Source organism: Streptomyces sp. YJ-C3, assembly GCF_053891275.1.
On sequence record NZ_CM132685.1, the window covers coordinates 6,114,725 to 6,129,499 of the forward strand.

At 71.4% G+C, this 14,775-nt stretch carries 12 protein-coding genes; 10 read left to right on the forward strand and 2 right to left on the reverse strand.

The genetic code is table 11. The features are described from left to right. The first annotated feature begins 2 nt into the window (after positions 1-2). Positions 3-272: a hypothetical protein gene (locus ACVHNB_RS27390; RefSeq protein WP_428955888.1), complete on the forward strand. Its 270-nt coding sequence runs from the start codon at positions 3-5 to the stop codon at positions 270-272. Positions 273-368: 96 nt separating this feature from the next. Here the strand turns inward: ACVHNB_RS27390 and argH are convergent, their stop codons facing one another. Continuing rightward, on the reverse strand, positions 369-1,796 hold the full coding sequence (gene argH, locus ACVHNB_RS27395) for an argininosuccinate lyase (RefSeq protein WP_456226131.1): 1,428 nt from the start codon (positions 1,794-1,796) through the stop codon (positions 369-371). 251 nt (positions 1,797-2,047) lie between these two features. Between argH and ACVHNB_RS27400 the strand changes: the two genes are divergently transcribed. The 9 genes from ACVHNB_RS27400 (at position 2,048) to ACVHNB_RS27440 (ending at position 14,085) form a co-directional block, all read left to right on the forward strand. After that, positions 2,048-2,713, forward strand: coding sequence for a L,D-transpeptidase family protein (locus ACVHNB_RS27400; protein ID WP_428955886.1), 666 nt, complete (start codon positions 2,048-2,050; stop codon positions 2,711-2,713). A 73-nt stretch (positions 2,714-2,786) separates the two neighbouring features. Beyond that, on the forward strand, positions 2,787-7,733 hold the full coding sequence (locus tag ACVHNB_RS27405; protein ID WP_456226132.1) for an HD domain-containing protein: 4,947 nt from the start codon (positions 2,787-2,789) through the stop codon (positions 7,731-7,733). Continuing rightward, positions 7,726-8,097, forward strand: coding sequence for a hypothetical protein (locus ACVHNB_RS27410; RefSeq protein WP_456226133.1), 372 nt, complete (start codon positions 7,726-7,728; stop codon positions 8,095-8,097). Before ACVHNB_RS27405 ends, ACVHNB_RS27410 begins: the two co-directional genes overlap by 8 nt. Next, positions 8,094-8,702, forward strand: a complete 609-nt coding sequence (locus ACVHNB_RS27415; RefSeq protein ID WP_456226134.1) for a hypothetical protein — start codon at positions 8,094-8,096, stop codon at positions 8,700-8,702. The genes ACVHNB_RS27410 and ACVHNB_RS27415 overlap by 4 nt, the downstream gene beginning before the upstream one ends. 99 nt (positions 8,703-8,801) lie before the next feature. Next, the gene (locus ACVHNB_RS27420) at positions 8,802-9,800 is read left to right on the forward strand and encodes a bile acid:sodium symporter family protein (RefSeq protein ID WP_456226135.1); all 999 of its coding nucleotides are present in this window, start codon (positions 8,802-8,804) and stop codon (positions 9,798-9,800) included. An 86-nt stretch (positions 9,801-9,886) separates the two neighbouring features. Beyond that, positions 9,887-10,606, forward strand: coding sequence for a GntR family transcriptional regulator (locus ACVHNB_RS27425; protein ID WP_428955884.1), 720 nt, complete (start codon positions 9,887-9,889; stop codon positions 10,604-10,606). A gap of 77 nt (positions 10,607-10,683) precedes the next feature. Next, positions 10,684-11,622, forward strand: a complete 939-nt coding sequence (locus ACVHNB_RS27430; protein WP_456228956.1) for an ADP-ribosylglycohydrolase family protein — start codon at positions 10,684-10,686, stop codon at positions 11,620-11,622. 25 nt (positions 11,623-11,647) lie between these two features. After that, the gene (locus ACVHNB_RS27435; protein WP_456226136.1) at positions 11,648-13,123 is read left to right on the forward strand and encodes a purine-cytosine permease family protein; all 1,476 of its coding nucleotides are present in this window, start codon (positions 11,648-11,650) and stop codon (positions 13,121-13,123) included. Beyond that, on the forward strand, positions 13,120-14,085 hold the full coding sequence (locus ACVHNB_RS27440; protein WP_456226137.1) for a PfkB family carbohydrate kinase: 966 nt from the start codon (positions 13,120-13,122) through the stop codon (positions 14,083-14,085). The genes ACVHNB_RS27435 and ACVHNB_RS27440 overlap by 4 nt, the downstream gene beginning before the upstream one ends. 109 nt (positions 14,086-14,194) lie before the next feature. Here the strand turns inward: ACVHNB_RS27440 and ACVHNB_RS27445 are convergent, their stop codons facing one another. Continuing rightward, on the reverse strand, positions 14,195-14,758 hold the full coding sequence (locus ACVHNB_RS27445) for an arginine repressor (RefSeq protein ID WP_428955880.1): 564 nt from the start codon (positions 14,756-14,758) through the stop codon (positions 14,195-14,197). Positions 14,759-14,775 lie beyond the last annotated feature (17 nt).

Sequence of the window (14,775 nt, forward strand, 5' to 3'; positions counted from 1 at the left end):
ACATGGGGTGCTGCATCTTCGCGGCGATGGCGGCGATCGGGCCCCGCGTCGCGCTCGTCATCACCTGGCTGTTCACGAACCTCGTGGACCGGGCCTTCACCGGCCTCCTGCTGCCGCTGGCCGGTCTGGTCCTGCTGCCGTGGACGACCCTGGGCTACGTCTTCGCGTACGCCCCGGTCGTCGGGGTGCGCGGCATCGGATGGGTCGTGGTGCTGTGCGGGCTGCTGCTCGACCTGTCCAGCTACGGAGGCGGGGCGCGGGCCCGCCGCTGAGAGCCGGTGGCGGTACGACGCGGGGCCCGGTCCGTCCACCGATGGACGAACCGGGCCCCGCGTCGTGCGCGCCGGCGCTGCTTCCTGGCGTCGGCGCTACTTCTTGGCGTCGGCCCAGTCCCGCTGCACCGCCAGGTCCTGCTTGACCTCGGCGAGCTGGACGGCGACCGCGCTGGGCGCGGTGCCGCCGCGGCCGGAGCGGGAGGCCAGGGCCCCCGGCACGTTGAGGACCGTGCGCACCTCGGGCGTGAGGTGCTCGGAGATCTTCGCGAACTGCTCGTCGGTCAGCTCGTCGAGTTCCTTGCCCTCGGCCTCGGCGACCTTCACGCACTCGCCCGCGACCTCGTGCGCGACACGGAACGGCACGCCCTGCTTGACCAGCCACTCGGCGATGTCCGTGGCGAGCGAGAAGCCGGCCGGGGCCAGCTCCTCCATGCGCTCGCGGTGGACGGTGAGCGTGGCCATCATGCCAGTGAAGGCGGGCAGCAGGATCTCCAGCTGGTCGCAGGAGTCGAAGACCGGCTCCTTGTCCTCCTGCAGGTCGCGGTTGTACGCGAGCGGGAGGGCCTTGAGGGTCGCCATCAGGCCCGTGAGGTTGCCGATGAGGCGGCCGGACTTGCCGCGCGCCAGCTCGGCGATGTCCGGGTTCTTCTTCTGCGGCATGATCGACGAGCCGGTCGAGAAGGCGTCGTGGAGGGTGACGAAGGAGAACTCCTTCGTGTTCCACAGGATGATCTCCTCGGCGATCCGGGAGATGTTCACGCCGATCATCGCGGTGATGAAGGCGAACTCGGCGACGAAGTCGCGCGAGGCGGTGCCGTCGATGGAATTGGCGACCGAGCCGTGCTCGAAGCCGAGGTCCGTCGCGACCGCCTCGGGGTCGAGGCCGAGCGAGGAGCCGGCCAGGGCGCCCGAGCCGTACGGCGAGACGGCCGTGCGCGCGTCCCACTGCCGCAGCCGCTCGGCGTCCCGGGCCAGCGGCTGGACGTGCGCGAGGACATGGTGGGCGAACAGCACCGGCTGGGCGTGCTGGAGGTGGGTGCGGCCGGGCATCGCGACGTCCGGGTGCGCCTCGGCGAGGCCGACGAGGGCCTCCTGCAGGTCGGCGATCAGGCCCCCGATGATCCGGGCGTGGTCGCGCAGGTACATCCGGAAGAGCGTCGCCACCTGGTCGTTGCGGGAGCGGCCCGCGCGCAGCTTGCCCCCGAGGTCGGGGCCGAGCCGCTCGAGCAGGCCGCGCTCCAGGGCGGTGTGCACGTCCTCGTCGGCGACGGTGCCGACGAACGAGCCGTCCGCGACGTCGGCCTCCAGCTGGTCGAGCCCGGCGATCATGCGGGTGAGCTCGTCGTCGGTGAGCAGGCCGGCCTTGGTGAGCACGCGCGCGTGGGCGCGGGAGCCCGCGATGTCGTACGGCGCCAGACGCCAGTCGAAGTGGACGGAGGCGGAGAGTTTCGCCAGGGCCTCGGCGGGGCCGTCGGCGAACCGGCCGCCCCAGAGGCGGACATCGCCGGTGTTGCTGCTCACGTGCTCTGCTCCTCATGCCGGTTGATGTGCGACCACATTCGCGGACCACAGTATCGGTATGCATGATTATGCAGAGGCATGCATGAATCGTCAATCCCGCCGGGCACGGCAAGGAACACGCCGGGTTCAGCCTGGACGGGTCACCGGGGCTGCCACCACCGCTCCCGCCCGCTACGTTCTCACCCATGCGCCTTCTATGCCGTTTAGGGCTTCTTCGTACCGGAATCGTCACCTCCGCCGCTTTCCTCGGCATGCTCGGCGCCGCTCCGCCCGGCGGCGCCGCCGCCACTGTGCTGCCCGCCCGCATGGCGGACACGGGCGGCGGCAGCCAGCTGGTCACCGCCGAGGCGCCGCGGACGGCCTCGACGCGCGGCACCGTCACCTGGTGGGACCGGCGGGCCGACGGCCGCTGGGTGAAGGCCGGTTCGGCGCCCGCGCGGTTCGGCGCGAAGGGGCTCGTCGAGGGCGCCCGGCGCAAGCAGGGCACGAACACGACGCCCACCGGCCTGTACGACCTGCCGTTCGCGTTCGGCAACGCGGCGGCGCCCGGCGGCACTTCGGTGACGTACCGCCGGGTGCACAACGACTCCTGGTGGTGCCAGGACAACGACGCGCGCGCCTACAACCGCTGGACCGAGCCGCGCCCGCGCGACTGCCGCGCGTCCGAGTCCGAGCACCTCGCCGACTACCGCACGCAGTACGCGCACGCGCTCGTCATCGGCTTCAACTACCACCGGCCGGTGCGCGGCCGCGGCGCCGGCATCTTCCTGCACGTCAACGGGCAGGGGGCGACGGCCGGTTGCGTGTCCGTACCGAAGGACGCGATGCGGCGGATCCTGGCGTGGGCGCGGCCGGGGCGGGCGCCGCACATGGCGATCGGGACGGCGGGCGGGGCGACGGCGATCACCCGGTACTAGTACCGGGTGCACGAGAACCACGGGGCGCTGTCGGCCCCGGGTGTCATCATGTTCGTCTGCTGGTGGGAGGGACATGGACGAGGTGCGCAGGGCACTGCTGTTGGGAGTCGGACGGATATCCGGCGGGGTGGAGGGCCTTGAGCCGCTGGATGCCGTGGCCGATGCCGATCTGCGGCGGATGGAATCGGTGCTCGGAGCCGCTGGATACCACGTGGAGACCGTGCGCGACGCCCACCGGAGCACCCTGAAGAAGAGTATGTACGAGTTCGCGCGGGACATCCCGGCGGACGGCACCCTCCTGCTCTACTTCACCGGCCACGGCATCACGGTCGGCGGAAAGGACTACCTGGTGCCGGCCGATGCGGCATGGCCCAGCGACGGCGTCTGGCAGGAGCTGTACACCGACTCCCTGCTGCCCGCCGGGATCGGTCCCCTCCTGAAGGACTGCAAGGCCAGGACGGTGCTGTGGGTCATCGATGCGTGCCGCACCGACCAGGCGGACGACGGCGTCCCGTTCGGCAACAGCATCGACAACGGACCACCGGCCGGCGGCTATGCCGTCCTCACGGGCTGTTCGAGCGGCGAGCGCAGCGGCTACGGGCCCGAGGGAAGCTTCTTCACCCAAGGGCTCGCCGAGGCACTGGGCCCGCTCAGTCCCGCCCGTACGGTCGCGGAGGTGTTCGCCACCGCACGTGCGGCCACGGGACGAACCGCCCGCAGCAACGGCCTGGCCCAGACGCCTGTGATCAAGTACGGCACCCACCACGAGGCACGCACACGGGACACGGAGATCTGCTTCGGCCGCTCGCTGATGGAGGACTGGCTGGCCGCCGCGCTCGACACCCCCTTGTGGTCCAGAGTGGCGAACTCCCAGCACAGTGAGGTGGAGCGCTTCAAGAAGTGTCTGGCCACGTTCGTCGAGCAGTGCGCACGCACCTTGCACCACGCTCAGGACCGTCTGCCGCACGAGGATCCCTGGGCCGACGACGCGTTCGCCGTGCGGCTGTTGAGCGAGCGTCTTCCTCATCTCCTGCCCGCGACGGTCGAGTTGTCCGCGATCGAGGTGGCGGCTCTCGTGGCGGCGACGTTCCTGCACGAGGTCACGTGGGCCGGGCGACTCAGCCAGGCAGCGGAGATCAGCCCGTACGACCTCGATCGGTGGCCGGGTTCGGACGCCCATCGCCGGCACTACGAGCAGATCTGCGAACAGCACCGGCCCGTCGCCCGCCGGGCCGCCGAGTGCCGGACGCGCGGCCGTGAGCGAGACACCACGGCGGTGACGATGTGGCTCGTGCATCGGTGGATCTCCGATCGCTTCGAGACCGACGACGTGCCCGTCGCACCCGCACTCGCGCGGGAGTTGCTCGAGGCGATGGGGATCACCGCCGAGCGCGCTCAGGAACCGGCCGAGGCGTTGTGCGCGATGGCGGCGCAGCTGGGCATCGAGGAGCCCGCGCCGCTGTCCTCCTCGGCGCCGGAGAAGGTGCTGCTGGCCAGCGGCCGTCAGACGCTCCGGGTCCGCCCGCTGACTCTGCTGCTGCGGCTGGCCGCGGCACTCGCCGTGGACGTGCGCAGGTTCCCCGACGTGGTGGCCGAGCACCTCGGCGTGACCGATCCGGTCCTCCCCGAGCAGGTGATCGGCGTCGCCCGTGAGCTCGTCTGGGTCCGGGAAAGCGACGTCCTGCATCTGGACGCGCCCTGCCCGCACCAGGCCGTGCACGCCGCGCTGGGGGACATCGTGGACCGGGCCGACGAGTTGGTGACCGAGATCGCCGAGTTGGCGGCCGACATGCCCGCGCCGGAGGAGGCGCTTCTGGCGGGGCTGCCTCGCAGGGTCACCGACCGTGACTTGAGACCGGGCCGTACTGCGGGACAGCCGTCCTACGAAGTACCGCTGCTGCGCTTCCATCTCGCTCAGACGGAGGTGCGCGAGCTCCTGATGGGCGAGCGGCTCTACGGCGGCGAGCCGAACCTGGCCCTGCGCGAGCTGTACCAGAACGCCATGGACGCCTGTCGATACCGAGCGATGCGGTGGAGGTACCTGCGCGGTCGGGGCACGGTCACCGACGACTGGACCGGCGAGATCTCCTTCACGGAGGGCGAGGACGAGAACGGCCGGTACATCGAGTGCCGGGACAACGGCGTGGGGATGAGCGCCGAGCAGCTCAAGCACACGTTCACGCGCGCGGGCAGCCGTTTCGAACGCTCGAAGAGCTTCCGGCGCGAGCAGGCCCGCTGGCTCCGCCACGACCCCGAGCTCCGCTTGTACCCCAACAGCCGTTTCGGCATCGGGGTGTTCAGCTACTTCATGCTCGCCGAGGAGATGACGATCGTCACGCGCCAGGTGAGTCCGGAGGGCATCCCCTCGGAGCACGCACTTCGCGTCGACATTCCCAGCAGCGGCAGCCTCTTCCGTATCCGCCGCCACAACGGCCCCGACGACGGCCTGTCCGGGGGTGGCACGCGAGTGCGCCTGTATCTGCGCGACGGCGCTCTGTCCGACACGTCCTGTGTCCAGGTCCTGCGCGAGCTGGTGCGCGTGACCGAGTTCGATCTGCGGGCCGAGGACGCGGACGGGCGCAACCACACATGGCGGCCGGACGTACTCCAGCCGTCCGTCACCACCCTCGGCGAGGAATCGCTGGAGGCCGGCCCTCAGGGGCTGTGGTGGGTGACCGGCGAGGGTGCCGTCCTGTGCGACGGCATCGTGACCGACCAGACCCCTTTCGGCTACGTCCTCAACCTCACCGGCGAGCACGCGGGCGTTCTGAGTGTGAGCCGCAAGGAGCTGCAGGACTACGACCGCACGTGGGAAGCGGCGCGCTGGCGCGAGGGTGCGGCCGCGCTGGGACGCTGGTCCCGGCTGACCATGGACTGGCTGTGGGAAGCCGACCGGACGAACATCGCCTTGGCCGGAGTGCTGGCCGACGAGTGGCGGGGGCAGGGCCTTCAGGTGCGGCAGGAGTCGGGCAAGGTGCATGACCTCGACTCCGTCGGATGGTTCCATCCGGACGCGGACATCAGCGGCGCGCGATCGCACAGCAACCGTGAACGGATCGACCGCTGGCGGGCGTGGCGAAGCGCCGCCCTCGCCTACCCCAGTGCGGCGTGGGACGCCATCAGTCCTCACACGCTGACCGGGCATCCCGTCCCGGAGCCGGGAGATGGGCACACTGCCCTCGCGCCATTGGGCCGGTGGACCGACATCGTGCAGCAGGCCGTCGAGCAGCAGCAGACGCTGGCCCAAGTGCTGCGACGGCGGCGCAGACTGCTCATTGCCTCCTACTGCGACATTCCACCGCTGAGCGCGACGCACTCCGGCGGCCTCGACTGGGTTCCGAGTGCCGAACAGGGCGCGTTCGCCGCGCGGTTGAACAAGGCGCCACGGAGCTCTGTGGCCAGGTTCCGTGAGCGTCGGGGCGCCGTGGACCCCCGGGATCTCGCACTGGACTCCGCCAAACTGAGCATGCCTCTCGGCGCTCTGGCCCTGGCGCTGGCACCCTTCATCCCGTTGGGCGCACCGTCCGCACCCCGGGTTCCCGAGGAGTACCGCGGGCACATCTGCGACGAGGCCGAGATCGATCGCCTCTTCCTGAATCGAGGAGGCATCAGGTTCGGCAGGTCCAGTGCCGTCACCGGGGCCGCGGACGTGCGTCTGGTCTGCGACGCGACCGGCGACTCACCGGAGCAGGTCCTCGGCGTCCTCGCCGCTCACGCCTGGCTCGGATGGACCGTTCCGGACCCCGACGACGTCCGCCCATGGATGGAACTCCAGCAGGAGGATTTCGCACTGCTCAACGATTACCTCGTCGAGTCGCGGATGGAGGCCCCGGCCAGGCTGTCCTGGCGCGCGACGGCGCAGTACGCCCTCCGCGGACGGATGTCCCTGGGGGAAGCGGAGGACCGTCTCGCCTCACACGCCGCGACGCTCAAGCTGGCGTATGCGCGCCACTACGCGTCCGCAGGGGACCCGGCCCGACACGTTCGCCCCACACCGCTTCTCGCGACGTATCTGGACAGATGGGGAGACCGGCTGATCACAGCCGAGGAGCAGATTCCCCTTTCCGATCTCCTGGGCTTCGACGAAGAGACCCTCGACCAACTGCGCACCCTGCGCATCCAGGTTCCTCAGGGTTATCGCATGGCCCAACAGTGGAGGAGTCTGTCGCTACGGGCACGCTTCGTGCTCAGCGGTCAGGCCTCCCCCAACAGCGACGACGCCATACCGGCAGAGGCACTCACCACAGCCACACTGTTCAACGGCGCCGGAGTCCTCAACGAATCGCTGCGTGAGGCATGGCAGCTCGCCCGTTCCGTAGCGGCGTCGGTGGGCGTGGACGTAGCCGATGTTCCTGGTGAGTTGTGGAGTCACCGGCCCACGGACGCGGAGCGCTCGGCGCTGCTCGGTTACGTGAACGAGTACAACGAGCCGGACGGCGAGCTCGGCTCGGCGGTCTGGGTGCCTCTCACCCCGCCCCGTCTGGCGAACGCGGCGCGGACCATGGGCGTCGACGCGGCGACCGCGTACACGGCGCTGCTACGGCTGCGTCCCCTGGGCGCCCAGGTTCCCGAACTCCCGGAAGCCGCGGTTCGATTGCTCCGCGCCGAGGAGCCCGACCTCTACGACCTGCACGTGCTCGAAACCTTCTGGCCGGACAGACTGGACGGCGAGTCGACACTGACCCCCTTGAACCTGGTCCAGACAGCGGCCCGTATCGGCGACTCCGCACAGCGGACAGCGACGCGCATCGCCCCTTACCTGCCGCTGCTCGCCGCACGGCAGAAGGTGACCACACGCCTGACGGCCGCGCCGGATGATGTCCCCCGCTGGCAGGACCTGGTTCTTCTCTCCCAGCACTTGGACGGCGTGGCTCCGACCGTCGAGGGCCGGCTCACGGCCGCGGGCATCGCGCGGGCAGCGGACGCGGTCGGGGAGCCGCCGGCCTGGGTGACCGAGCGACTGCGGCTGTACTCCGGTCTGTTCGGCCTGCGTCTGACGGAGGAACCCTGCGATGACTGACCCCGCAGCGTCCCACGCTTTCGACACCACCTATGCCGAGGAGTACCTGGGCACGACCACCACCCGGTTCCGCGGTCGCCCCACGGCCGATGGGCTCGGCATCGTCCTCGAGGGGGCCTGCCCGCGCTGTCACGGCAAGACGCGGACCGAGTACCGGCACGGTGTGCCCGGAACGGGCACCAAAGGGGTGCTGTCCTGGCTCCGGGGGGAGCAGCCCGGGCCGGAGTTCGCCGCAGACGTGACGGCCTTGCTCGAGGAGTCGCACTACTGCGAGTGCAGGCATCCCCATCCCCTGATGCCGGGAGACGCGGCCTTCGTGGGTTGCGGAGCGAGTTGGCGCGTGACAGTGCTGGACACACCATGAGCGCCACCACGGACCGCCGGTGGTCCGAGCTGGCCCGTGAGCAGGAGTTCCAGCAGCTGCCGGAGCTCCAGCGCCGAGCGGAGGGGTGGCGCAACGGACTGACCGGTCTGGCCGCGCTGCTGACCGTCCTCGTCACCCTCAAGGGCCGCGACGACCTGACGCAACTGCCCGAACGGGCAAGGTTCCTCGCATCCGGCCTCCTGGCGGTCGCGTTCCTGCTGCTGGTGACCGGCTCGGTGCTGGCCGTGCGCGCCTCCCATGGCCGCCCGGGAAGCCGCACCCTGCTGGCGGGGCAGTCTCTGCGTCGCTGGACGGAGCGCGAGATCGTCAGGGTCACCCGCGCGCTGCGATGGGCTTGTGTCTGTTGCGTTGCCGGAATCGCCTTGGCAGCCGGCGGTGTCGGCGTCGCCTGGTTCACCACTGAGTCGTCACCCGACTCTCTGGTGCGGGTCAGCACCACGACAGGGGAACGGTGCGGCGCGTTCCTCGGCGCAGGGCCTGCCGGCGTGCGGCTGCGCGTCGAGGCGGCCCGCAACGCGTCGCATCCGGTCACGCTGCGGAACTCCGCCGTTCTCACGATCACACCCGTGGGGCAGTGCCCCTGACGTCGGCATCGACGCTCCGACCAAGCAACATGTATTACGCACGTACCGAATGGCGAGACGCGTTTGCGCGCCCACGCCACGACGGCGTTGCATCGCCCGGTGCACAGCGAAACCGAACAGACGAACCCCAGTTTCCCCGAGAGCCCTGCCGCGGCGAGCGGGTCCGCCGACCGGGCGGCCCGGCTCGCGGTCACGGTGTTCCCCGTACTCGTGCTCGTCGCGGGCGGGCTGGGGCTCGCCACCCCGGACACCTTCGCCGGATGGGGCACCAACGTGCCGTATCTGCTGGGCGTCGTGATGTTCTGCATGGGCCTGACCATGACCCTCGGCGACTTCAAGGGCGTCGCACAGCGCCCGTGGGCCGTGGGGCTCGGGCTCGTCGCGCACTACGTGATCATGCCGGGGCTCGGCTGGCTCATCGCCCACGCGCTCGGCCTGTCCCCGCAGTTGGCGGCCGGCGTCATTCTCGTCGGCTGCGCGCCCAGCGGTACCGCATCCAATGTCGTGACCTACCTGGCGCGCGGCGACGTCGCCCTGTCCGTCTCCGTCGCCACGGTCTCCACCGTGCTCGCGCCGCTGATCACCCCGCCGCTGACGCTGCTGCTCGCGGGCGCCTATCTGCCGGTGGACGCGGGGTCGATGATGACGGACATCCTCAAGACCGTGCTGCTGCCGGTGCTGGCGGGCCTGGTCGTGCGCCTGGTGCTCGGCCGCTACGTGGACCGGGTGCTCGGCGTGCTGCCGTGGCTGTCCGCGCTGACCATCGCCGTGATCGTGGCGGTGGTGGTGGCGGGCAGCGCCGAGGCCATCAAGTCGGCGGCCCTGCTGGTGCTGCTGGCCGTGGTGCTGCACAACGGGCTCGGCCTCGCGCTCGGGTACGGAGCCGGCAAGGTCGCGCGGCTCGGGGCGCCCGCGTCACGCGCGATGGCGTTCGAGGTCGGCATGCAGAACTCGGGCCTCGCCGCCTCGCTGGCCACGGCCCACTTCAGCCCGCTGGCCGCGCTGCCCGCCGCGGTGTTCTCGGTGTGGCACAACGTGTCCGGCGCGCTGGTCGCGGCCTGGATGTCGTACCGGGCCAGGGTCGCGGACAAGGACTGAGCCCCGCCAGGAGACGTACGGAAGCCGGCCAAGTCGACACTGGACAGGTGTAGACAGGTCGGCTTCTTCGTGGCTACCTTCTAGACATGCCTGGACAGGTTCACAAGCATCACCGCGTCGCCCATGTGCTGGCGGAGGAGATCCGTACGGGCGTGCACGCCGACGGCAGCAAACTGCCCGGCGAGCACGCGCTGCGGGAGCGGTTCGGGGTCAGCCGGACGACCGTGCGGCAGGCCCTCGGCGTGCTCGGCGAGCAGGGGCTCATCGAGACGCACGCCGGGATCGGCTCGATCGTCACCTTCGACGGCGCTCCGCTCGACCAGCGCCTCGGCTGGACCCGGGCGCTCGCCGCCCAGGGCACCGAGCTGACCACGCACACGCTGCGTTTCGAGCGGATACGCGACACCGCCCTCGCCGCCGAACTCGGCCTGGAGCAGGTCGAGTTCATCGCGCTGGACCGCGTGCGCCGACTGCCCGACGGGCACGGTGTCTCGCTGGAGTTCAGCCGGGTGCCCGCCGTCGGACCGCTGGCCGATCTCGTCGAGCGTGGCCTCGACGGCGGCTCCCTGAGCCGCACGCTCACCGCGGCCGGCCGGATTCCGGACTCCGGCGACGCGCACATCGCCGTCACCGGGCTCGAAGCGGCCGACGCCGCGGCCCTGCGCCGCTCCCCCGGCGAGCCCTTCCTCCGTGTCGCCCAGGTGTTCCGCGACGCGGACGGGGGCGTGGTCGAGCAGGTGACGAGCCTGCTGGACCCGTCCCGATTCCAACTGCACGTCCGTTCCGGCCGAGGAGGCCACCCGTGAGCACCACCCCTGATCCCGCCCTCGCCGACCGCGCCGCGGGCGCCTTCTACGGCCTCGCGCTCGGCGACGCGCTCGGCATGCCGACCCAGGTCATGTCCCGCGCCGACGTCGTCCGGGTCTACGGCACGCTGAACGGCTTCGAGCCCGCGGGGCCCGACAACCCGGTCAGCGCGGGCATGCCCGCCGGGTCCGTCACGGACGACACGGACCAGGCCGTCATCGTGGCGCGGCTGATCGTGGAGGGCGGCGGGCACGTCGACCCGCTGCGGTTCGCCGGGGAACTCCTCGCCTGGGAGAAGGAGATGAAGGCCAAGGGGTCGTTCGACCTGCTCGGCCCCTCGACCAAGGCGGCGCTGGACGCCGTGGCCCGGGGCACCGACCCCAAGGAGGCCGGCAAGTACGGCACCACGAACGGTGCCGCGATGCGGGTCACCCCCGTCGGCATCGCCTTCTCCTACGCCGCCGACGACCCGGACCCGTTCCTCGACCGGGTCGTCGAGTCCTGCCAGGTCACGCACGACACGACGGTGGGCATCGCGGGCGCGGCGGCGGTCGCCGCGGCCGTCTCCACCGGAGTCGCGGGCGGCTCCCTCGACGACGCCTTCGACGCGGCGATCGCCGCGTCGGCGGCCGGCGCCCGGCGCGGCCACTGGATCGCGGGCGCCAGCATCTCGGCGCGGATCGGCTGGGCGCGCGAGCTGGTCGCCGGACTCGACGAGGCCACGGCGCTCGACCGGATCGACGCGCTCGTCGGCACCAGCGTGGCCAGCCAGGAGTCCGTCCCCGCGGCGTTCGCGGTGCTCGCGCTGACCGGCGGCGACCCGTGGCGCTCGGCGCTCCTCGCGGCGAACCTCGGCGGCGACAGCGACACGATCGGCGCGATCGCGGGCGCGATCGCCGGTTCCGTGCGCGGTCTGGGCGCGCTGCCCGCCACCGCCGTACGGACGCTGCGCGAGGTCAACCAGCTCGAACTGGAGCCGTTGACACGCCAGTTGCTCACCTTCCGCACAGCCTGACCCACCCTGCTAAGGAGGTTCCGCGATGGCCGCTTCAACGAAGAACGACCGCGTCGGCACCATGGAGACCCGAGGGATCGAACCGGTCCCCGACAGCGAGCGGCACGGCCACGCGAGCCAGATGTTCTGGACGTGGTTCGCCGCCAACATCTCGATCCTCGGGCTGCCGCTCGGTGCGACGCTGGTCGCCTTCCGCGGCCTGAACATCTGGCAGGCCGTGCTCGTCGCGGTCGTCGGCTCGGTCGGTTCGTTCGCCCTGGTCGGCGCGCTCAGCCTGGCGGGCAGGAAGGGGGGTGCGCCCGCGCTGACCCTGTCGCGCGCGGTGTTCGGGCAGCGCGGCAATCACGGGCCCACCCTGGTGACCTGGCTGAGCCGGGTCGGCTGGGAGACCATCACCACGACCACGGCGGCGTACGCGCTGCTGGCCCTGCTCAACACGGTCCTCGGGGTCGGCAGAGGCACCGTCCTCACCCTGGTCTGCCTGCTGGTCTTCATCGTCTGCACGCTGCTGATCAGCGGGCTCGGACACGCCACGATCATGTGGATCAATAAGTGGGCGACCGTGCTCTTCGGGGTCCTGAACCTGGTCGTGATGGGCTTCCTCGTCGCGACCGTGGACTGGTCGAAGGTCCTGGACACCCCGGCGGGCCCGGTCAGCGGCGTCGTCGCGGGCATCGGTTTCATCGCGGCGGGCACCGGCATCGGCTGGGCCAACGCCGGTGCGGACTACGCCCGTTACCTGCCGCGGGCGATCCCCGGCGGGCGGCTCGTGCGGGCCTCCGCGTTCGGCGCGGGCATCCCGCTGGTGCTGCTGATCTCGCTCGGCTCGCTGCTCACGGCGGGCGACCCGTCCCTCGCGACCTCGGCCGACCCGGTCTCGGCGATCAACGCGATGCTGCCGTCGTGGATGGCGGTGCCGTATCTGATCGCGGCGTTCGGCGGACTTCTGATGTCCAATCATCTGTCCACGTACTCGGCCGGGTTGACGATGATCACGCTCGGCCTGCGGGTGCCGCGGGCGTGGGCGGTGTGCGTGGACGTCGTCCTGATGTTCCTCGGCGGGGTCTACTTCATGCTGATCGCGGACGACTTCTACGGCCCGTTCAGTACCTTCCTGACGCTGCTGGCCGTGCCGATCTCGGCGTGGATCGGGGTGATCGCCGTCGACATGCTGCGGGGGCGGGAGTACGACCCGGCGGGGCTGATGAACACGGGGCGGGGCGGCCGGTACTGGTACCGCGGCGGCTTCCATCTGCCCGCCGTCGTCGCCTGGGTGGCCGCGATCGTGGCCGGGCTGCTGTTCACGAAGGCCGCGACGAGCGCGGACGACGTGTGGTTCGAGGGGCCGCTCGCCGGGTCGTGGCTCGGTGCGAACGGTCTCGGCTGGCTCGTCGCGATCGTCGTCGGCGGTGCGCTGTACGCGCTGCTCGGACGCCGCACGCCGGTGACGGCCGACTCCCCCGCACCTGATCCCGTAACCCTGAAGGAGGCCACCCGATGACCGCCGACTCCCGTGTCGTGCTCGCCGGGAACGTCATCGCCGACCTGGTCATCGACGTGCCCGCCCTGCCGGAGCGCGGCGGCGACGTCATCGGCACCCGCACCGCGCTGTACGCGGGCGGCGGCTTCAACACCTTGACGGCCGCCCGGCGGCTCGGCGCCGAGGCCGTGTACGCGGGCCTGCACGGCACCGGCCCCTACGGAGAGCTGGTGCGGGCCTCCCTCGCGGCGGAGGGCATCGAGACGCTGCTCCCGGTACGGATCGACGGTGACACGGGGTTCTGCGTGGCGCTGGTCGACGGGGGCGGCGAGCGGACGTTCGTGACGAGCTTCGGGGTCGATGCGCGGATGACGCCGGAGGAGGCGGCGGGCATCGCCGGGGCCGTGCGCGGCGGCGACCTCGTGCAGGTCTCCGGTTACGGCCTGGTGATGGAGGTCAACGGGCCGCTGCTGTCCGCGCTGGTCGCGGGCCTCGCCGACGACGTACGGGTCTGCTTCGACCCGGCGCCGCTGGTGTCCGACATCCCGGCCGAGGTGCTGGACCCGGTGCTCGCCCGTACGGACTGGCTGAGCTGCAACGCGCGGGAGGCCCGGCTGATGTCCGGGGTGGCCGAGCCGCGGGAGGCGGCGCTCGCGCTGCGCGGGCGGCTGCGGGACGGGGCGGGGGTGCTGGTGCGGGCCGACAAGGACGGCTGCTGGGTGGCTCCGCCGGGGTCGCAGGACGTGGTGCACGTCGCCGGGTTCGCCGTGGACGCGGTCGACAGCAATGGGGCCGGGGATGCGCATGTCGGGGCGTTCTTGGCGCTGTTGGGGCGGGGGGTTTCGGCGGTCGATGCGGCTCGGGGGGCGAATGCGGCTGCGGCTCTGGCGGTTACTCGGCGGGGGCCCGCGACGGGGCCGACCCGGAGTGAGCTCGCGGCGTTCGTCGGGCCCGAACTGGCGGGTGTACTGGGCCTGCCGTGAAGCGCCCCCGGCGCGGGAGTTCAGGTCTCGGGGCTCTGCCCCGGACCCCGCTCCTCAATCGCCGGAGGGGCTTGAATGTGCCGGACTGGCTTGAAGTGCTGGCCAGGGTTCAGTGGTCGTTCTGGGCCAGGCGCAGGAGGTGTTCCGCCAGGGCCTGGCCGCCGGCCGGGTCGCGGCTGATCAGCATCAGGGTGTCGTCGCCGGCGATCGTGCCGAGGATGACGTGGAGTTCGGCCTGGTCGATGGCCGAGGCGAGGAACTGGGCCGCGCCCGGTGGCGTACGGAGCACGACGAGGTTCGCCGACGCCTCCGCGGAGATGAGCAGCTCACCGGCGAGGCGGCGCATGCGCTCCTCCTTCGCCGACTCGCCGAGCGGGGCCTGCGGGGTGCGGAAGCCGCCCTCGCTGGGCACGGCGTAGATCAGCTCGCCGCCGGTGTTGCGGATCTTGACCGCGCCCAGCTCGTCCAGGTCGCGGGAGAGCGTGGCCTGGGTGACGTTCAGTCCGTCGTCGGCGAGCAGCTTCGCCAGCTGGCTCTGCGAGCGCACCGGTTGCCGGTTGAGGATGTCCACGATCCGGCGGTGCCGCGCGGTGCGCGTCTGCGGCACGGCAGGGCCGTGCGCGCCGTTCGCGCTCTGCTCACCGTTCTCGGCGTGCTCCGCTTTGCTACTCATCGTCGTCGTCCCATTCC